We start from the raw sequence: 18,460 nt of genomic DNA on the forward strand, positions 1-18,460 counted from the left end.
GGCGGGTTACAGCTCGACGGGGTAGGTCGGCTCGCTGATCCGCGGGGTGATGGTCTGCTCGACGAAGATCGCGTGCCAGAGCATGAAGATCAGCACCGTCCACAACCGCCGGCTGTGATCGGCGCCGCCGGTGCGGTGCTCGTCGAGCATCCGGCGCACGGCCGCCCGGTCGATCAGCTGGTCGGTCTGCGAATCGGCGATCATCTGCTGCGCCCACTCGAGCAGTTCCCCGGCGCGCAACCAGTGCCGGATCGGCACCGGGAAGCCGAGCTTGGCCCGGTTCAACACGTGGGCGGGCACGATGGGCTCCAGGGCCCGTCGCAGCGCGTACTTGGTGGTGGTCCGGGTGATCTTCTGGTCCAGCGGTAACCGCGAGGCCACCGCGAAGACCTCGGAGTCCAGGAACGGCACCCGCAACTCCAGCGAGTTGGCCATCGTCATCTTGTCGGCCTTGACCAGGATGTCGCCGCGCAGCCAGGTGAACAGGTCGATGTGCTGCATCCGGGCCACCGGATCCCAGCCCGCGGACTCGGCGTACAGCGGCGCGGTGACGTCGGTGTGCACCCAGTCCTCGCGGAAGCCGGGCAGCACCGCGCGCAACTGCGCATCGTTGAAGCTGCGGGCGTTGCCGTAGTAGCGCTCCTCGAGCGTCAACGAGCCGCGGTGCAGCAGGCTCTTGCCGCGCATGCCCTCCGGCAACGGCTGCGCGATCTTGCCCACCGAGCGGCGCAACCGGCCCGGGAAGTAGTCGAACGGCTTGAGGGACAACGGCTCCCGGTAAATGGTGTAGCCGCCGAACAGTTCGTCGGCACCCTCGCCACTGAGCACCACCTTGACGTGCTTGCGGGCCTCCCGGGCAATGAAGAACAGCGGCACCAGGGCCGGATCGGCGACGGGCTCGTCGAGATACCAGACGATCTGCGGCAACGCCTCGACGAACTCGGCCGCGCTGACCACCTTGGTGACATGCCGGGCGCCGATCGCCTCCGCGGACGCGGCAGCCACGTCGACCTCGGAGAAGCCCTCACGCTCGAATCCGGTGGTGAACGTGATCAGGCGCGGGTTGTGCCGGATGGCCAGCGCGGCGATCGCGGTGGAATCGATCCCGCCGGACAGGAACGCGCCGACGGTGACGTCGGCGCGCATGTGCTTGGCCACCGAGTCCTCCAGGACCGCGGTGATCTCGTCGTAGCGGGCCTGATCGGTGCCGCGCCGGGAGCCGTTGGCGAACGGCACCGCCTCGAAGCGCGGTTCGAAGTAGCGCGTCACGGTGGGGGCGGTGCCCGGCCGCAGGCGCGCGTGGCAGCCGGACTCCAACCGTCGCACCCCGCGGTGCAGGGTTTCGGGCTCGGGCACGTACTGCAGCACGGTGTAGTGCTGCACCGCGCGGACATCGATCGTGGTGTCGATGCCCAGCGGACCGGCCAGCTCCATCAGGCACTTCTTCTCGCTACCGACCACGGTGCCGCCCGGACCGGTGGCCATGAACAGCGGCTTGATGCCGAACGGGTCCCGGGCGCAGAACAGCTCGCCGGCCTCGGTGTCCCAGATCGCGAACGCGAACATGCCGCGCAGCCGGTTCAGTGCCGCCGGACCCCAGTGGTGATAGGCCGCGACGATCGCCTCACTGTCGCCCTCGGTGGCGAACTCGGCGCCGTATTGGGCGCTCAGTTCGGCCCGCAACTCCAGGTAGTTGTAGATCTCGCCGTTGAACACCAGGACGTAGCGCTGCGGCGCCTCCGGCGGGCCCCACCGCAGCGGCTGATGGCTGTGGGCGATGTCGATGATCGAGAGCCGATTGAACCCGAGCACCACGTGCTCGTCGGACCAGGTTCCGGGCTCGTCGGGGCCGCGGTGGCGCATCAGGTGCGAGGCCCCCGCGACGGTCTCCACGATTTCGCTGGTGACGGACCGGTCCGGGTCGCACACCAGAGCTAGCAGTCCGCACATTGTTGGCAAGTATGCCGCACTTGCGGCGGTGCTCACGCAGCAGGACTGAGGACGCGCACCGCGGATCGGGTAGGTGTGTCGCGCCCGGCAAGTGGGCGTGGTCTACGCTGCGTAGTATTCGATTCGCGCCGGATTTGGCTGCGATTGATGGACAGGAACTCATACAGGAGGCACCGACGTGAAAACCCGCGGGCTCGCCTTGCCACAAGGCCGTTCTCGTCGGTTCCGCACAGTGGGTCTAGCGGCAACGCTGGGCGCACTGGCGGTCACCCTCAGCGGTTGCAGCTGGCAGGACGTCATCGGGCTGGGTTGGCCCAAGGGCATCACCCCAGAGGCGCACGCGAACTACAACCTCTGGATCGGCTCGGTCATCACCGCGTTCGTCGTCGGTGGCCTGGTCTACGTGGCGTTGTTCTGGACCTCGGCGTTCCACCGCAAGAAGGACACCGACACCGAGTTGCCGCGCCAGTTCGGCTACAACATGCCGCTGGAGCTCGTGCTGACCGTCGTGCCGTTCCTGATCATCTCGGTGCTGTTCTACTTCACCGTGGTGGTGCAGGAGAAGATCATGCACAACGACCCGAACCCCGAGGTCGTGGTCGACGTCACCGCATTCCAGTGGAACTGGAAGTTCGGCTACCAGAAGATCAACTACGCCGACGGCACGTTCAACTACGAGGGCGCCGACGACGAGGCCAAGGCGGCCGTGCTGTCCAAGCCGGAGAGTCACGGCGACGGCGAGCACCAGGCCGTGGGCGCCATCGCCGGCCTGAACCCCGAGGACCGCTCGTACCTGAACTACAACAAGGTCGAGACGCTGGGCACCAGCGAAGAGATCCCGGTCCTGGTGGTGCCCGCCGGCAAGCGGATCGAGTTCCAGATCGCCTCGGCCGACGTCATCCACGCCTTCTGGGTGCCGGAGTTCCTGTTCAAGCGGGACGTCATGCCCAACCCGGTGCAGAACAACTCCCAACACATCTTCCAGGTCAGCGAGATCACCGAGACCGGTGCGTTCGTCGGGCGTTGCGCGGAGATGTGCGGTACCTACCACGCGATGATGAACTTCGAGCTTCGGGTCGTCGAACCGAACGACTTCAAGGCCTACCTGCAGCAGCGCATCGACGGGAAGACCAACGCGCAGGCATTGCAGGCCATCAACCAGCCGCCGCTGGCCATCACCACTGCACCGTTTGACACGCGACGCGGCGAGCTGGCGTCCGCGCCGGGCAACTAAAGGACGAGGACCGCCTCCATGCATATCGAATCCAGGTTGTTCGAAATCCTCACCGCATTCTTCGTGGTGACCACCGCGGTCTATGCGGTGCTGACGGCGATGTTCGCCCAGGGCGGCGTCGAATGGGCCGGCACCACGGCGCTCGCGCTGTCCGGCGGCCTGTGCCTGATCATCGGTACGTTCTTCCGGTTCGTGGCGCGGCGGTTGGACACCCGGCCCGAGGATTACGAGGATGCCGAGATCAGTGACGGCGCCGGTGAATTGGGCTTCTTCGCCCCGCACAGCTGGTGGCCCGTGTCGGTCGCGCTGTCCGCATCGGTGGTTGCCGTGGGTGTGGCGCTGTACCTGCCCTGGCTGATCTTCTCCGGGTTCTGCATCCTGATCTTGACCGTGGCCGGACTGGTCTTCGAGTACTACCTCGGGCCCGAAAAGCACTGAGCACCCACGCTCTGCGCGTGGCGAGATCCGCGTCGAAGGTCACAATCAGCGAGCGATACGGCGTGCCGTCGATCCGTCGAGCCGGTTCGGCGCCTCCCGTTCGGTAGTGTTGCCGGGGCGCAAACCGAACGGGTGTGCCCGTCGCGGGTGATCCAGTCGAGAAGGACAGGCGAAGATGAGCGGGCCGAATTCTCCGGGACCGGAGTCTGCGGACGGACCGGACAGCACATCCGGTGACGCCGGGCCGACCGAGGAATACGGTGCCGGCGATATCCCCCCGGCCCCCACCGATTTTCCGTCGCAGGCCTACTCCGCGCCCGAGTCCGAGCAATTCGTGTCCGGGCCCTACGTGCCGGCCGATCCCGACCTCTACGACTACGACAGCTATGACGAGTCGACCCAACTGGTCGACACCGGGCCACCACCGCGCTGGCCGTGGGTGGTGGGGGTCACCGCGATCGTCGCCGCGATCGCCCTGGTGGTTTCCGTGTCGCTGCTGGTGACCAGTACCGATACCGACACCCTGGCGACGCCGCAGACCTCGACACCCACCGCGCCGCCGGTGCAGGACGAGATCACCACCCCGGAGCCGCCGCCCCCGCCGCCACCCACCGAGGAACCGCCGCCGCCGCCACCCCCACCGCCGCCGCCGCCGCCGGAGACCGTGACTGTGGTCCCGGAGCCGCCCCCGCCGCCCCCGCCGCCGCCCAGCGAGGAACCGCCGCCGCCGCCCGCGACGACCACCGCGGAGCCGCCGCCGCCGACCACGACGACACCGACCGGACCGCGGCAGGTCACCTACTCGGTGACCGGGACCAAGGCGCCGGGCGACATCATCTCGGTGACCTACGTCGACGCCTCGGGGCGCCGGCGCACCCAACGCAACGTGTACATCCCGTGGTCGCTGACCGTGACCCCGATCTCCCAATCCGAGGTGGGTTCCGTGCAGGCCTCCAGCCTTTTCCTGGTCAGCCAGTTGAACTGTTCCATCACGACCAGCGACGGGACCGTGTTGTCGTCGAACTCGAACAACGCCGCCCAGACGAGCTGCTGATGGCCGCCCAGCGGAGTTTCTCGCGGTCCCCGGAGACCACCGACCGGGCACTGATCGTCGCGTGCGCGGTGGTGTGGCTGCTCGCGTTGGGCTTCTTCGTCGCGGCCGGCGTCGCGCTGACCGATCTCGGGCGCGGTCAGCCGCAGGCCCCGACCGCCGAGGGTGCGACGCCGTGGTTGCTGTACTCGGTGATCGGTGTGTCGGCGGTGGTGATCGTGGCCGCGGTCCCGCTGTTGCTGCGGGCTCGCCGCGGCGACTGGCCGCAGTCCCGCCCCGCGCGGGGGACGACAGGCCCGGTGACCCCGCCGGTGCGTGCCGCGGTCGCCACGCCACGGGCCGGCAGCGCGCTCCCGCCGGCCGCCGTGGACCGGCTGTGGCTGCGCGGCGGCCTCGGTGTGCTGACCCTGATGGGTCTGGCCCTGGTCGCCGTGGCGATCGGCACGCACCTGATGGCGGTGGACTCGGTGACGGCGTCGTGGGTGGCCTACGGCGTGGCGGCGCTGCTGACCGTCGCGATGATCGCCGTCCCGCTGTACCTGCTGCGTGATCTTCGCGCGGCGCTGGACTCCCGCGCCTGACGGCTCAGCCGTCCGCTTTCGGGCTCCCATGACCCCGAGCCCCCATCGGTATCGTCCGGGCCGTCCTGGGCGCGACTGGCGTCCCGCTGGACCCGGGGGCCGGCGCACGCCCGACCGGCCGCCCGCTAGCGGGGGAGGGGAGCGGCGCATTGCAGCCACCCCGGGAAAGTCGTAGCCACCCCCGGAAAGCGATCAGGGCCGTCACCGGAATCCGGTGACGGCCCTGAGCCGTTGAGACGACGCGATGGTCGGCTAGTGCTGTCCGTTCGAGCCGTTGCCGTCCTGGTCGCGCTCCTGGTACTGCTGCAGTGCGGTCAGCGCGCGCTGCTCGGAGACGTGTGCGGCGGTGCCGAGCGCCTGGGCCTCCTCGACCGGATCCGGGGTCAGGAAGCTGCCCATGCCCGGTTCGCCCGCGGAGCCCAACTTGTTCATCTTCTTCGGCACCGCGGCACCCACGTACTCGAGCGGGATCGGATGACCGTGCTCGTCGACGGGGCCCAGCGGCTGGTGCAGTTCGATGTACGCGCCGTGCGGCAACCGCTTGATGATGCCGGTCTCCACACCGTGCTCGAGCACCGCGCGGTCGCTGCGCTGCAGGGCGATGGCCCAGCGGTAGGCGATGAAGTAGATCAGCGGCGGTAGCACCACCATGCCGATCCGGCCGATCCACGTCGTCGCGTTCAGCGAGATGTGGAACTTGAACGCAATGACGTCGTTCATCGCCGAGAAGGTCAGCACCAGGTAGAACGCGATGGCCATGGCGCCGATCGCGGTGCGCACCGGAGCGTCACGCGGACGCTGCAGCAGGTTGTGGTGGGCATTGTCGCCGGTGAACCGCTTCTCCAGGTACGGCCAGGCGATCAACAGCGCGAACACCAGGCCCATCCCGAGCGCCACCCAGGTCGACGCCGGGATGGTGTAGTTGCCGGGGTAGAGCTCCCAGTTCGGGAAGATACGGGCCAGGCCCTCGGTCCACATCATGTAGAAGTCCGGCTGGCTGCCCGCGGAAATCTGGGATGGCCGGTAGGGGCCCAGGTTCCAGATCGGGTTGATCTGCAGCAGACCGCCCATCAGGCCGAGCACGCCCACCGTCATCGCGAAGAACGCACCGGACTTCACGGCGAACACCGGCATGACGCGCACGCCGACGACGTTCTTCTCGGTGCGGCCCGGTCCAGGGAACTGGGTGTGCTTCTGGAACCACACCAGGGCCATGTGCGCACCGATGAGGGCCAGCATGATGCCCGGCAGCAGCAGAATGTGCAGCGCATACATCCGCGGGATGATGATCTCGCCGGGGAAGTCCCCGCCGAAAAGCGCCCAGTGCAGCCAGGTTCCGATCACCGGCATGCCCAGGGTGATCGAGGAGAACGAGGCGCGCAGGCCGGTTCCGGACAGCAGCTCATCGGGCAGCGTGTAGCCGAAGAAGCCCTCGAACATCGCCAGGATCAGCAGCAACGAGCCGATGACCCAGTTCGCCTCACGGGGCCGGCGGAACGCACCGGTGAAGAAGATGCGCGCCATGTGCACCATGATCGACGCGGCGAACAGCAGCGCGGCCCAGTGGTGGATCTGGCGGACGAACAGCCCGCCGCGGACCTCGAAGCTGATGTTCAGTGCGGTCTCGTAGGCCCGCGACATCTCGACACCGCGCAACGGCTGATACACGCCGTCGTAGGTGACATGGGCCATCGACGGGTCGAAGAACAGCGTCAGGTAGACACCGGTGATCAGCAGGACGATGAAGCTGTACAGCGCGATCTCGCCGAGCAGGAATGACCAGTGGGTGGGGAAGACCTTGTTGAGGACCCCGCGCCGCACCGCCGCCGACGGGTGGTAGCGGGAATCGATCGCGTCACCCTGTCTTGCGATCACCTCACCGAGTTTCGGACTCATGATTTGCGCTCCCAGAAGGCCGGACCAACAGGTTCGATGAAGTCACCGTTGGCCACCAGGTAGCCCTCGGTGTTGATCGTGATGGGCAGCTGTGCCAGTGCTCGCGCCGCCGGGCCGAACGTCGGCCGGGCGAATTCCAGTGCGTCGAACTGCGACTGGTGGCACGGGCACAGGATGCGGTAGCTCTGCTGCTCGTACAGCGACGACGGGCAGCCCAGGTGCGAACACACCTTGGTGTAGGCGAACAGGTCGCCGAAGTTGAAGCTCTCCTGACCCTGCCGCTTGACCACCCGGTGCATGTCCTGGGTCTTGATCCGGATGAGCATGACCGGGTTGCGGACACCCATCTGGATCTTGGTCAGCTTGTGGGCCGAGTCCACCGTGGTGCCGTCGCCGTCGGAATCCCGAAGCGGGAACACGGTTTCCATGCCGCCGGCGTCGATGTCCTCGGGACGCATCTTCAAGAACGGCGCGTGGCTGTCACCGGTGGCGCGGGCCAGGTAGATGGTCTCGCCGTGGAATCGCGGGGTCCAGTCGGAGGTCCACAGCACCGCCTTCTTGCCCTCGGCGGTCGGCACGACGGGCTTCCACGGGTTCTTGATCAACCCGCCCGCGAAGGCCACCAGCGTGCCGAGACCGAAGGCGCCCAGGCCCAGGCCGAGCGAGGCGCCGATCATCTTGCGGCGCTTGATCGTCGAACCCTCGAAAGCGTCGGCGAGGTTGGCGACGACGGTCTTGCGATCGAACTCCGAGGAGGCGCCGTCGTGGCGGTCCTGGATGGTGATCTCTTCGGGGATGAACTTCTTCTGGAAGAGCACCGCGCCGATGCCGATCGCGAGGATCGACACGCCGAAGGTCAGGCCGTACATCGGGGTGGCCAGGTTGTACCACCAGCTACCGGGATTGTGCTCCCACGGCCAGAACAGGAAGACCAACAGCAGCGCCAGCCCGCTCAGACCGCCGAGCAGCAGCCAGCCGGCCACCGAGCGTTCCGCGCGCTTCTCGGCCCGCGTGCCCTCGATCGGCCAACGCGGCTCCTTGAAAACGATGTCGACGCCGTCTTGCTTGCCACCGAGTGCGAGCAGTTCCTCCCGCGACATCGCGGCCAACTGTTCGTCGGTGGGTCGTGTGCCCTGATTCTCGGTCATGCTCTTGCCCCGATCCACATTGTGATACCGATCATCACGGTCATGCCCAGGATCCAGATCACCATGCCCTCGGACGTCGGTCCGAGCGCGCCCAGCCCGTAACCGCCGGGGCTCTTGGCCTCGGAGACGGTCCGGACGTAGCTCACGATGTCCGTCTTCTCCTCGGGAGTCAGCTGCCGGTCCGAGAACTTCGGCATGTTCTGCGGGCCGGTCAGCATCGCGGTGTAGATCACCTGCGGACTGGCACCGCCCAGCGCCGGCGCCCATTTACCGGACGACAGCGCGCCGCCCTGACCGGTGAAGTTGTGACAGGACGCGCAGTTGAGGCGGAAGAGGTCGCCACCGCGCGCGAGGTTGCCGTGCGTCAACGAGTCCTGGGCGATTTCGCCGTTGGCATCGCGGAGCACCATGGGGCCGCCACCGTTGGCCTGGATGTAGGCGCCCAGAGCGTCGGTCTGGTGCTCATCGAAGCTGACATCCTTCTGCGGGGCCTGCGCGTTCTGGCTCATCATCGGCATCCGCCCGGTGGAGACCTGGAACCACACCGCGGCCTCGCCGACACCGACCAGGCTGGGCCCGCGGTCGACGACACCCTGCAGATTGGCGCCGTGGCAGCTGATGCACGACGTGTCGTACAGCTGCTTCCCGGTACGGATCAGCGCCGACTGGGATTCGTCGGCGACTGCCACCTGGGGCTTGGGCGTCAAGATGGCGGCCAGCCCACCGGCTAACGCGAGGGCCATAAGCAACAGTGTCCCTGCCGTCAGTCGGCGGCGCCACCGCCGCCGGGACCGGTCACCGTTGGCCGACCCGATCAACCGCGAGATATTCAACCGAGCTCTCCTGTTCTGAGGATTTTCAGGGCTGCTTGAACTCATCGGACGAAGTAGATCGTGGCGAACAGCGCGATCCAGACGATGTCCACGAAGTGCCAGTAGTACGACACGACAATCGCCGCGGTGGCCTGCGCCGGGGTGAACTTGCTCATCGTGGTGCGCAGCAGCAGAAGCACGAAGGCGACCAGGCCGCCGATGACGTGCAGGCCGTGGAAACCGGTCGTGATGTAGAAGACCGAACCGTAGGCGCTGCCGGGGATCGTGGTGCCGTGCTGCACCAGGTGGATGTACTCGTAGCCCTGGCCCAGCACGAAGAACGTGCCCATCGCCAGGGTCAGCAGGTACCACCGACGCAGCCCGAACACGTTGCCGCGCTCGGCGGCAAACACGCCCATCTGGCAGGTGAACGATGATGCGATCAGCACCAACGTCACCGGCACAGCCAAGGCGAGATTCAGCTCGGTGGGGGGTGGGGGCCACTCGCCACCGGCCTGTGCGCGCGCTACGAAATACATCGCGAACAACCCAGCGAAGAACATCAGCTCGCTGGAGAGCCACACGATGGTGCCGACACTGACCATGTTTGGCCTGTTCAGCGAATGTACGCGCGACGTGATTGCAGTCCCAGAGGTACCTACAGCGCTCGTCACGCCTAGAAGTATGACGCTTTGTAGTTGTCGAACTCCACCCGGGGATGCATTTGGTCCAAAGTGTCGCCGTCCCGGATGCCGTCTCCGGCCCGCGACGTGCGAATATCGAGGTTGTGACTGACGCAGCTGTTCGGCCGGACCCGGCCGCCGCATCCTCCTGGCCGAAAATTCTGGGCCGCCTTACCGAGTTGGAGCCCCTCCAGCCGGGCGAGGCCGGCTGGGCCATGGAACAGATCATGACCGGATCGGCCACGCCGGCGCAGATCGCCGGATTCGGGATCGCGATGAAGATGAAGCGCCCGACCCCCGCGGAGGTGACCGAGATCGCCGACGCCATGCTTTCGCACGCCCGCAAGGTGCCGACGGACAAGATCGGCACCGACACCGTCGACATCGTCGGCACGGGGGGTGACGGCGCCAACACCGTCAACCTGTCGACGATGGCCGCGATCGTCGTCGCCGCCGTGGGCATCCCGGTGGTCAAGCACGGCAACCGGGCGGCGTCGTCGCTCTCCGGTGGGGCCGACACCCTGGAGGCCCTCGGGGTGCGCATCGACCTCGGGCCCGACGACGTGGCCCGCTGCGTCGCCGAGGTCGGCATCGGCTTCTGTTTCGCGCCGCAGTTCCACCCGTCGTTGCGCCATGCCGGCGCGGCGCGGCGCGAGATCGGCGTCCCGACCGTGTTCAACCTCCTTGGGCCGCTGACCAACCCGGCCACCCCGCGCGCCGGGCTGATCGGCTGCGCTTTCGGGGATCTGGCCGAGGTGATGGCCGGGGTGTTCGCCAGCCGGCGCTCGAGCGTGCTCGTGGTGCACGGCGACGACGGCCTCGATGAACTCACCACGACCACGACCTCGACCATCTGGCGGGTGCAGGCCGGCACCATCGACCGGTTGACCTTCGATCCCGCCGGGTTCGGGTTCGCCCGCGCCCAGCTGTCCGAACTCACCGGCGGCGACGCCGAGCACAACGCCGCCCAGGCGCGCGCGGTGTTCGCCGGCGAGAAGGGCGCGGTGCGCGATGCCGTGGTGCTCAACGCCGCCGGGGCGATGGTGGCGCACGCCGGGTTGTCCAGCGGGGCGGACTGGCTGCCGGCCTGGGAGTCGGGCCTGGCCCGCGCCACCGAGGCCCTCGATTCGGGTGCGGCCGAGCGGCTCCTGGCCAAGTGGGTGCAGTTCAGCCGGCAGCTGTAACCGCGACCGGCGGGCGGGTCCGGCGCGCCTGCTCCCGATCCGCCAGCGCCTCGGTGTACTGCTCGGCGGCCAGTCGCGCCGAGCGCGCGGCGGCGGCCCAGCCGGCGAACCGGCCCGCGCCGCGGACCGACGACGCCCAGCCCTGGCTGGTTCGCACGATCCTGGTGCCCGGTGTCGCCAGCCAGCGAGCCAGCAGCGCGGTCTCCTCGACGAGGGCCCCGCCCAGCGGCGCGGATTCGGTGAGGATGGTCTGCGCGCCGACGCACAGCGCCTCGACCACCGGCATGGGCGGGATCCCGCGCCGGGCGGTGCCCGCCGCGGCCAGCTGACCGTGCCGCAGCACCGCGAACTGCCAGCCGCCGGCCCCGTCGGGTGCGGCGGCGACGAGTTCGTCGATCGCGGCCAGCGCCGCCAATCGCTGTCCCCGCCAGGCGGTCTCGATGGCCACGGCGGTCTGATCACGCAACCGCGCCGCGCTCTCGAAGCGTCCGCGCCGCGCCAACTCGTCCACCCGGGCGATGGCCGCGGCCAGCGGCGCGTCGTCGAGCCCGGCCAACACCGCCGCCGCGTGCGCCACGGTGGGGGCGTAGTCGGCCGCGGAGATGTCGCGCGCCGCCGGGCAGGGGGACACCTCGCGTTCCGGGCAGGACGGCCCGTGCCGGGCCGAGCGCCCGAGCCGGGTGGTGCAGGTGCGCACGCCGGCGAACCGGGCCAGCAGTGCCGCGGTCTGCGCGGCGTCGGCGCGGACCCGAAACGGTCCCAGCACGCGGCCGTGGCGCGGGGCCCGCACCACGGTGAAGCGACCGAATGCCTCCTCGGACAACGCGACCCACCACCAGCGCTGCGGAAACTTCGAGCGCCGGTTGAAGGGCGGGGCGTGTGCGGCCAGCAGCCGTAGTTCCCGCACGCCGGCCTCCAGCGGGTGCGCGCATTCGACATGGTCGACGGCCTCGGCCAGTCCGACCATCTCGCGCATCCGCGCCCGTGTGTCCGAGCCGTTGAAGTACTGACCGACCCGGCGCCGCAGATCCGTGGCGGTGCCGACGTAGAGCACCTCGGCGGACGGACCGCGGAACAGATAGACGCCCGGACGGTTCGGCAGCCGCGCGGCCATACCGCGCTTCTGCCGCTGCGCGGGCGTGACGTCGGGCAGGTAACCGCGCAGCGCCGGGTAGGTGTGGACGCCTTGATTGCCGACCCGCTCGATCAGCCCGTGCAGCACGTCGACGGTGGCCTTGGCGTCGTCGAGCGCGCGGTGGGTGGGCGTGGTGGTGGACCGGAACAGCCGGGCCAGCTCGGACAGGCGGACGCTGGGTGCCTCGTCGCGCGGCAGCACCCGCCGGGCCAGCCGCACCGTGCACAGCACCGGGGGACGCGGCCACGCGATGTCGCACTGTGCGGCGGCCGCGCGCAGGAAGCCGATGTCGAAGCCCGCGTTGTGGGCCACCAGCACCGCGCCGCGCGCGAACTCCAGGAACATCGGCAGCACCGCGTCGATCGTGGGTGCGGCGCGCACCATCGCGGTGGTGATCCCGGTGAGGTGGACGATCTGCGGCGGGATGTTTCGACGCGGATCGACGAGGGTGGCAAATTCTCCGAGCACCTCGCCGCCCCGGATTTTCACCGCCCCGATCTCGGTGATCGCGTCGCACTCGCCGCCCGGCTGCTTGGGGGCGGCGCGTCCGCCGGTGGTCTCGAGGTCGACCACCACGAACGTGGTGTCGCGCAGCGGGAGGTCCGCGGACGGGTCGAAGTCCGCGAAGCTCAGCTGCCCACCATCAGACGAACGCACGTTCGAATACGTTAGGGCGGGGTCCGGACAATTCCCGGTCGTCGCGGTGCGCGTGTCGCGGCGGCCGGCTCGGCCGCGACTTGTCGGTGCCCTGCGTTAGCGTCCGGCTGCAGCCCGCCGCGAGGCGGGACCGAGAGATGGGACGCGGCATGACAGGAACAAGGCGAACCGCACCGCGGCGCGTAGAGGAATCCCACGAGACGGCGACACCCCGTGACGAGTCCGGTCCGGCTTCGGAACCGCTGGTCATCGACTGCGATGACTGTGCTGTACGGGGCCCGGGTTGTCACGACTGCGTGGTCAGCGTGCTGCTGGGAGTGCCCGATGAGTTGCTGGCCGATGAGCGGGCGGCGCTGGAGGTGCTCGCGGAGGCGGGGATGGCCCCGCGGCTGCGCCTGGTGCCGGTGCATCGCAGCCCACGGCACGGGGTGGCCTGAAGCTCCGGGCCGGGGCGCCGGGTGGGTCCGGTCGCTCGGGCGTGCCGACGCGCGCAGGGGCGGTTAGTACTGCTAGATTTGCAGCTTCTGTTGGACAACGCCGATACCGTTTCGTAACCTATCTGAGACCAAACGCGGTCGGGGGCGACGCGGCAACGGCAACAACGCAGGCAGTTGTAAGCAGTTTAAGGACGCGAAATCTTGAGGATCGACGGCACGAACTGGACCGCTCGCATCATCACCCAACCCCTCATACGGATCGCAATCTGCATGATTGCCGGCTTGACCGTGTTGAGCGGAGCGCTCGCCTCGGCTGTGTATGCGGACCCGCAGCAGGATGCGCTGGCAAAGTTGACCGAACTCTCGCGTGAGGCCGAACAGACCACCGAGGCCATGCATTCGGCCCAGCTCGATCTGAACGAGAAGCTCGAGGTCCAGGCCGCCGCCGAGGCCAAGCTGGCCGCCGACCACGCCGCGGCCGAAGCCGCGCAGGCCCAGCTGGCGGTCTTCCAGGCCGGCGTGAACAAGTTCGCCGCCGCCCAGTACATGGGCGGGCGCACCTCAGGTTTCAACGCGATCCTGACCGCCGGATCCCCGCAGGGGTTGATCGACACGCTCGCCGTGCAGCGGGTGATGGCCACCGAGATGTCGGCGCAGATGAGCAATTTCCGCGCGGTCAGCGAACAGGCCAAGACTGCCGAGGCCAACTCGGTGCGGTCGGCGGCAGAGGCGAAGACCGCGGCCGAGCAGGCCGCCGCGGTGCGCGCCGATCTGCAGTCCAAGCAGAGCGATCTGCAGCGCAAGATCGCCGTGGTCCGCTCGCAGTACAACGCGCTGACCCCGGAGCAGCGGGTCGCGTTGGCCGATCCGGGCCCGGTCCCGCCCGCCGCGCAGCCCGGACCCGACATCCTGGCGCAGGGCCCCGAGGGCATCCCGCCGGGTGATATCGCCCCGCCACCGGAGGCCGCCGCGGTGCCGGTGCCCGGCGGCGGTACTTCGCAGGGAGCGATCGCGGTGCAGGCGGCGCTGACCCGCGTCGGGTCGCCGTACTCCTGGGGTGGCTCCGGCCCGAGCGCCTTCGACTGCTCCGGGCTGGTGATGTGGGCGTTCCAGCAGGCCGGCATCTCGTTGCCGCATTCGAGTCAGGCCCTGGCTCGCGGTGGCACCCCGGTGTCCCGGGATCAACTGCAGCCCGGCGACGTGGTGAACACCTACTCCGATGCCTCGCACACCAGCATCTATGTCGGTGACGGCATGGTGGTGCACGCATCGACCTACGGCGTACCGGTCAGGGTGGTGCCGCTGGATGGCGCCGGACCGTTCTACAACGCCCGCCGTTACTGAGCCCGGGGCACGCCCCTGGACACTCGCGCTGGCCGTGGTGGCCGCACTGGCGGCGCTCGTGGCCGCCGCGGTGTTGCTCAGGCCCGGCCCGCCGGAGCCCGTGAGCGTGCCGCAGACCGCCCCGCCCGCCGCGCCGCTGACCGTCGGTGCCGGCCGCTCCGTGGCGCTGCTGAGCCTCGGAGGCCCCGCCACGGATGCGGTGTTGAGCCGGGTGGCCGCCGAGATCGGCCCCGCCACCGAGCGGGTCGAGCGGTTCTGGGGCACCGACTGGTCCCGGGAGATCACCGTGGTGGCCACCGACTCCGTCGCGCAGTTCGCCGCCGCCGCACCCGGTGCGTCTCCAGACATGGCCGCGGTCGCGGTGGCCGATCACGTCGACCTCGATCGAGGTGTGGCCGACGGGCAGCGCATTGTGCTGGGCCCCGCCGCCGACCGGATGAGCGCTGCGGCGTTGCGAATCGTGTTGACCCATGAGCTCTTTCACTATGCCGCCCGCGCCGCCACCGCCGCCGAGTCCCCGCGCTGGCTGACCGAAGGGGTCGCCGATCACCTCGCCCGCCCCGCCCCCACCGGACCGCCGGGCGCGCTGCCCACGGCGCTGCCCGCCGACACCGATTTCGCCACCGAGGAGCCCCAGCTGTCGCGGGCCTACGACCACGCCTGGCTGTTCGCCCGGTTCCTCGCCGAGCGCCACGGCGAGCCCGCGCTGCGGCGGCTCTACGAGCGGGCCGCGGGGCCCGAGCGGGTGGCGGCCGGTACCGCGCTGCGCGAGATCACCGGCGCCGGCCCGGAGCAGCTGCTGGCCCAGTGGCGGCAGTGGTTGTCCGAGCCGCGCTAGCATCGGCAGGCTATGACTCGAGTCCTGCTGGTAACTAATGACTTTCCGCCGCGGCGCGGCGGCATCCAGTCGTATCTGGAAGAACTGGTGGGGCGCCTGGCGACCGCCGGGGGCCACGACGTCACGGTGTACGCACCGAAATGGAAGGGCGCCGAGGCCTATGATGCCGCAGCCGAGGCCGCCGCCTACCGCGTGGTGCGCCACCCCGCCACCCTGATGTTGCCCGAACCGTCGGTCGAGTCGAGAATGCGCGGACTGATCGAACGCCACGACATCGAGACGGTCTGGTTCGGTGCGGCCGCACCGTTGGCGCTGCTGGCGGGCCGCGCCCGCCGGGCCGGTGCGCACCGCGTGCTGGCCAGCACGCACGGCCACGAGGTGGGCTGGTCGATGCTGCCGGTGGCGCGCTCGGCGTTGCGGCGCATCGGGGACGGCACCGACGTCATCACCTATGTCAGCCGCTACACCCGGGGGCGCTTCGCCTCGGCGTTCGGGTCGCACGCGGCCCTGGAACACGTGCCGCCCGGGGTGGACACCGACCGGTTCCGGCCCGACCCGGCCGCCCGCGCCGAGCTACGCCGGCGCTACGGCCTTGGGGAGCGCCCCACCATCGTGTGTGTGTCCCGGCTGGTGCCGCGCAAGGGTCAGGACATGCTGATCCGGGCGTTGCCGCGGATCCGGCAACGCATCGACGGGGCGGTTCTGGTGATCGTCGGGGGCGGGCCCTACCTGCCGACGCTGCGCAAGCTGGCGGCCGACCACGATGTCAGCGACCACGTGGTGTTCACGGCGGGGGTGCCGGCCGACGAGTTGGCCGCCCATCACGTGCTCGGCGACGTCTTCGCGATGCCCTGCCGCACCCGGGGTGCGGGCCTGGACGTCGAGGGCCTGGGCATCGTGTTCCTGGAGGCCTCGGCCAGCGGCCTGCCGGTGGTGGCGGGCAACTCCGGCGGCGCCCCCGAGACGGTGCTCGACGGAACCACCGGCACGGTGGTCGACGGTCGCCGCCCCGACGAGATCGCCGCCGCGATCAGCGCGGTGCTCGCCGACCCCGAGCGCGCGGCCGCGAAGGGTGCGGCCGGCCGGGAGTGGGTGTTGGCCAACTGGCGCTGGGACACCCTGGCCGGCCGCCTCGGCGACCTGCTGACCGGCTAATCCTTGCGGTAGATCGCCTCGATGTCCGCGGCGAACTTCTCCGCGATGACCTTGCGCTTGACCTTCATCGTGGGGGTGAGTTCGCCGGTGTCCTCGGTGAAATCGACCGGCAGGATGCGGAACTTGCGGATGCCCTCGGCGTGCGAGACCAGCGCGTTGGCCGCCTTGACGGCCTGCTCGACCTCCGCCGTCAGATCGGGATCGGTGGCCAGATCGCCGACCGAGGCGTCGGCGATCTTGCCGTTGCGCTGCTTCCAGCCCTCGAAGGCCTCCGGGTCGATCGTGATGAGCGCACCGATGAACGGCTGCGCGTCGCCGACGGCCATCGCCTGGCTGATCAACGGGTGCGCGCGCAACTCATCCTCGAGCACCGCGGGGGCGACGTTCTTGCCGCCGGCGGTGACGATGATCTCCTTCTTGCGTCCGACGATCTTGATGAAACCGTCGTCGTCGACCTCGCACAGGTCACCGGTGCGGAACCAGCCGTCGTCGAACGCTTCGGCGGTGGCCTGCTCGTTCTTCCAATAGCCGTCGAATACCACGCCACCGCGCACCAGCAGTTCGCCGTCCGGACCGACCCGCATGCTGTTGCCGGGCAACAGCTTTCCGACGGTTCCGACCCGGACGTTGCCCACCTGATTGACGGCGATCGCGGCGCTGGTCTCGGTCAGGCCGTAGCCCTCGTAGATCGTCAGCCCGACGCCGCGGTAGAAGTGGCACAACCGAGCGCCCAGTGGGGCGCCGCCGGAGATCGAGGCCCGGCAATCGCCGCCGAGGGCGGCCCGCAGCTTGTGATAGACCAGCCGGTCGAACACCGCGTGTTTGAGCTTGAGCAGCAGGCCCGGACCGCCGCGATCCAGGGCCTCGCTGTACTCGACCGCGGTCTGTACGGCCAGGTCGAAGATCTTGCCCTTGCCGCCGTCGGCCGCATTCTGGGCGGCGGTGTTGTACACCTTCTCGAACACCCGCGGGACCGAGACCACGATGGTCGGCTTGAACACCCCGAACAACGGCACCAGGTTCTTGATGTCACTGGTGAATCCGACGGTGACCCGGTAATTGAACGCCGCGATGGTCAGCGCCCGCGCCAGCACGTGGGCCAGCGGCAGGAAGACCAGCAGCCGTTCGCCGTCGTTGAGCAGCGTCGGCATCGCGGACTTGGCGCCGCGGATCTCGTAGACCAGGTTGGAGTGGGTCAGCTGGCAACCCTTGGGCCGGCCGGTGGTCCCGGAGGTGTAGATCAGGGTGGCGGGGTCGGCGGTGCGGATGCCCTCGACCCGCTTGGTGACCTCCGCGGGATCGACGCTCGCGCCGGCCTCGGCGAGTTGGTCCAGCGCGGTCGGTCCGGTGGACTCGATCTGATAGACCCGGCGCAGGTCGGGCAGCTCGTCGGAGAGCTCACCGACCATCGCGGCGTGCGCGTCGCTCTCGGCGAACACAAGCACCGCGCCGGAGTCCGACAACACCCACCGCACCTGCTCGGCCGAGGACGTCTCGTAGATCGGCACCGTCAGCGCGCCGACCGCCAGGATCGCGAAGTCGAGGATCGCCCATTCGAACCGGGTTGCCGACAGGATCGCGACGCGGTCGCCGGGCTGCACGCCCTCGGCGATCAAACCCTGTGCCGCCGAACGAATCAGGGCGGCGGCCTCGGCCGCGGTGACAGCACGCCAGTGACCGTCGACCAGGCGCTCATAGATCACCAGGTCGGGGTGGTCGCGCTCATGCTCGAATACGGCGTCGACGACGGTGTCGTGCTCGCCGACGTCAAAGGATGCGGGAACACTTAACTCACGCAATGCTCAAGGCCTCTCCAGGTCGGGTCATCGTCACTCAGCCTATCGCCACCGTCGCCGCGGTGTGACGGTCCTCACGGTTACCGGCGGCGGACGCCGGGGGATTGCGGTGCCGCCGGGC

Annotated in this window: 16 protein-coding genes; 9 read left to right on the plus strand and 7 right to left on the minus strand. The window is 69.3% G+C overall.

The annotated features are described in order from the left end of the window. Positions 1 to 6: 6 nt before the first annotated feature. Complete coding sequence (gene asnB / locus RCP80_RS10280; RefSeq protein ID WP_308482226.1) at positions 7 to 1,950, minus strand: asparagine synthase (glutamine-hydrolyzing); 1,944 nt, start codon at positions 1,948 to 1,950, stop codon at positions 7 to 9. Positions 1,951 to 2,149: 199 nt separating this feature from the next. On the opposite strand from asnB, the gene ctaC reads away from it, so the two are divergent. From ctaC to RCP80_RS10300, 4 genes are all read left to right on the plus strand, one after another. Then, positions 2,150 to 3,184, plus strand: a complete 1,035-nt coding sequence (gene ctaC, locus RCP80_RS10285) for an aa3-type cytochrome oxidase subunit II (protein WP_308482787.1) — start codon at positions 2,150 to 2,152, stop codon at positions 3,182 to 3,184. 18 nt (positions 3,185 to 3,202) lie between these two features. Beyond that, positions 3,203 to 3,622 (plus strand): cytochrome c oxidase subunit 4, encoded by a 420-nt coding sequence (locus RCP80_RS10290; protein WP_308482227.1) that lies wholly within the window; start codon positions 3,203 to 3,205, stop codon positions 3,620 to 3,622. A 175-nt stretch (positions 3,623 to 3,797) separates the two neighbouring features. Then, a complete protein-coding gene (locus RCP80_RS10295; RefSeq protein ID WP_308482228.1) occupies positions 3,798 to 4,676 on the plus strand; it encodes an MmpS family transport accessory protein in 879 nt (292 codons plus the stop codon). Further along, positions 4,676 to 5,254, plus strand: coding sequence for a DUF2561 family protein (locus RCP80_RS10300; protein WP_308482229.1), 579 nt, complete (start codon positions 4,676 to 4,678; stop codon positions 5,252 to 5,254). Before RCP80_RS10295 ends, RCP80_RS10300 begins: the two co-directional genes overlap by 1 nt. A 252-nt stretch (positions 5,255 to 5,506) precedes the next feature. Here the strand turns inward: RCP80_RS10300 and qcrB are convergent, their stop codons facing one another. The 4 genes from qcrB to ctaE all read right to left on the minus strand — a co-directional run bounded on the left by qcrB (position 5,507) and on the right by ctaE (position 9,784). Then, a complete protein-coding gene (gene qcrB, locus RCP80_RS10305; RefSeq protein ID WP_308482230.1) occupies positions 5,507 to 7,150 on the minus strand; it encodes a cytochrome bc1 complex cytochrome b subunit in 1,644 nt (547 codons plus the stop codon). Continuing rightward, complete coding sequence (qcrA, locus tag RCP80_RS10310) at positions 7,147 to 8,298, minus strand: cytochrome bc1 complex Rieske iron-sulfur subunit (RefSeq protein ID WP_308482231.1); 1,152 nt, start codon at positions 8,296 to 8,298, stop codon at positions 7,147 to 7,149. The genes qcrB and qcrA overlap by 4 nt, the downstream gene beginning before the upstream one ends. Further along, on the minus strand, positions 8,295 to 9,041 hold the full coding sequence (qcrC, locus tag RCP80_RS10315; protein WP_373693484.1) for a cytochrome bc1 complex diheme cytochrome c subunit: 747 nt from the start codon (positions 9,039 to 9,041) through the stop codon (positions 8,295 to 8,297). The genes qcrA and qcrC overlap by 4 nt, the downstream gene beginning before the upstream one ends. Positions 9,042 to 9,172: 131 nt before the next feature. Next, a complete protein-coding gene (ctaE, locus tag RCP80_RS10320; RefSeq protein ID WP_308482233.1) occupies positions 9,173 to 9,784 on the minus strand; it encodes an aa3-type cytochrome oxidase subunit III in 612 nt (203 codons plus the stop codon). Between the two features lie 113 nt (positions 9,785 to 9,897). Here ctaE and trpD point away from each other — a divergent pair, with 113 nt between their 5' ends. Next, the gene (gene trpD, locus RCP80_RS10325; RefSeq protein WP_308482234.1) at positions 9,898 to 10,977 is read left to right on the plus strand and encodes an anthranilate phosphoribosyltransferase; all 1,080 of its coding nucleotides are present in this window, start codon (positions 9,898 to 9,900) and stop codon (positions 10,975 to 10,977) included. On the opposite strand, the gene RCP80_RS10330 is transcribed toward trpD, so the two are convergent. Further along, positions 10,961 to 12,769 (minus strand): DEDD exonuclease domain-containing protein, encoded by a 1,809-nt coding sequence (locus RCP80_RS10330; protein WP_373693485.1) that lies wholly within the window; start codon positions 12,767 to 12,769, stop codon positions 10,961 to 10,963. The two genes, trpD and RCP80_RS10330, sit on opposite strands and share 17 nt — an antisense overlap. A 149-nt stretch (positions 12,770 to 12,918) precedes the next feature. Here RCP80_RS10330 and RCP80_RS10335 point away from each other — a divergent pair, with 149 nt between their 5' ends. From RCP80_RS10335 to RCP80_RS10350, 4 genes are all read left to right on the plus strand, one after another. Further along, a complete protein-coding gene (locus RCP80_RS10335) occupies positions 12,919 to 13,206 on the plus strand; it encodes a hypothetical protein (RefSeq protein WP_308482235.1) in 288 nt (95 codons plus the stop codon). Positions 13,207 to 13,407: 201 nt separating this feature from the next. Beyond that, a complete protein-coding gene (gene ripC / locus RCP80_RS10340) occupies positions 13,408 to 14,550 on the plus strand; it encodes a peptidoglycan hydrolase RipC (protein ID WP_373693486.1) in 1,143 nt (380 codons plus the stop codon). A gap of 37 nt (positions 14,551 to 14,587) precedes the next feature. Continuing rightward, the gene (locus RCP80_RS10345) at positions 14,588 to 15,388 is read left to right on the plus strand and encodes a hypothetical protein (protein ID WP_373693522.1); all 801 of its coding nucleotides are present in this window, start codon (positions 14,588 to 14,590) and stop codon (positions 15,386 to 15,388) included. Positions 15,389 to 15,400: 12 nt separating this feature from the next. Beyond that, complete coding sequence (locus RCP80_RS10350) at positions 15,401 to 16,543, plus strand: glycosyltransferase family 4 protein (protein ID WP_308482238.1); 1,143 nt, start codon at positions 15,401 to 15,403, stop codon at positions 16,541 to 16,543. Here the strand turns inward: RCP80_RS10350 and RCP80_RS10355 are convergent. Further along, complete coding sequence (locus RCP80_RS10355; RefSeq protein ID WP_308482239.1) at positions 16,540 to 18,342, minus strand: AMP-dependent synthetase/ligase; 1,803 nt, start codon at positions 18,340 to 18,342, stop codon at positions 16,540 to 16,542. The two genes, RCP80_RS10350 and RCP80_RS10355, sit on opposite strands and share 4 nt — an antisense overlap. Positions 18,343 to 18,460 lie beyond the last annotated feature (118 nt).

The organism is Mycolicibacterium sp. MU0053, from assembly GCF_963378095.1.
Classification (GTDB): Bacteria; Actinomycetota; Actinomycetes; order Mycobacteriales; family Mycobacteriaceae; genus Mycobacterium; species Mycobacterium burgundiense.

Excerpts from the sequence above, each read along its gene's own strand:
- asnB (WP_308482226.1), bottom strand. The coding sequence starts at position 1,950 with ATGTGCGGACTGCTAGCTCTGGTGTGCGACCCGGACCGGTCCGTCACC.
- RCP80_RS10290 (WP_308482227.1), top strand. The coding sequence starts at position 3,203 with ATGCATATCGAATCCAGGTTGTTCGAAATCCTCACCGCATTCTTCGTG.
- RCP80_RS10295 (WP_308482228.1), top strand. The coding sequence starts at position 3,798 with ATGAGCGGGCCGAATTCTCCGGGACCGGAGTCTGCGGACGGACCGGAC.
- RCP80_RS10300 (WP_308482229.1), top strand. The coding sequence starts at position 4,676 with ATGGCCGCCCAGCGGAGTTTCTCGCGGTCCCCGGAGACCACCGACCGG.
- qcrB (WP_308482230.1), bottom strand. The coding sequence starts at position 7,150 with ATGAGTCCGAAACTCGGTGAGGTGATCGCAAGACAGGGTGACGCGATC.
- qcrA (WP_308482231.1), bottom strand. The coding sequence starts at position 8,298 with ATGACCGAGAATCAGGGCACACGACCCACCGACGAACAGTTGGCCGCG.
- qcrC (WP_373693484.1), bottom strand. The coding sequence starts at position 9,041 with ATGGCCCTCGCGTTAGCCGGTGGGCTGGCCGCCATCTTGACGCCCAAG.
- RCP80_RS10335 (WP_308482235.1), top strand. The coding sequence starts at position 12,919 with ATGACAGGAACAAGGCGAACCGCACCGCGGCGCGTAGAGGAATCCCAC.
- RCP80_RS10350 (WP_308482238.1), top strand. The coding sequence starts at position 15,401 with ATGACTCGAGTCCTGCTGGTAACTAATGACTTTCCGCCGCGGCGCGGC.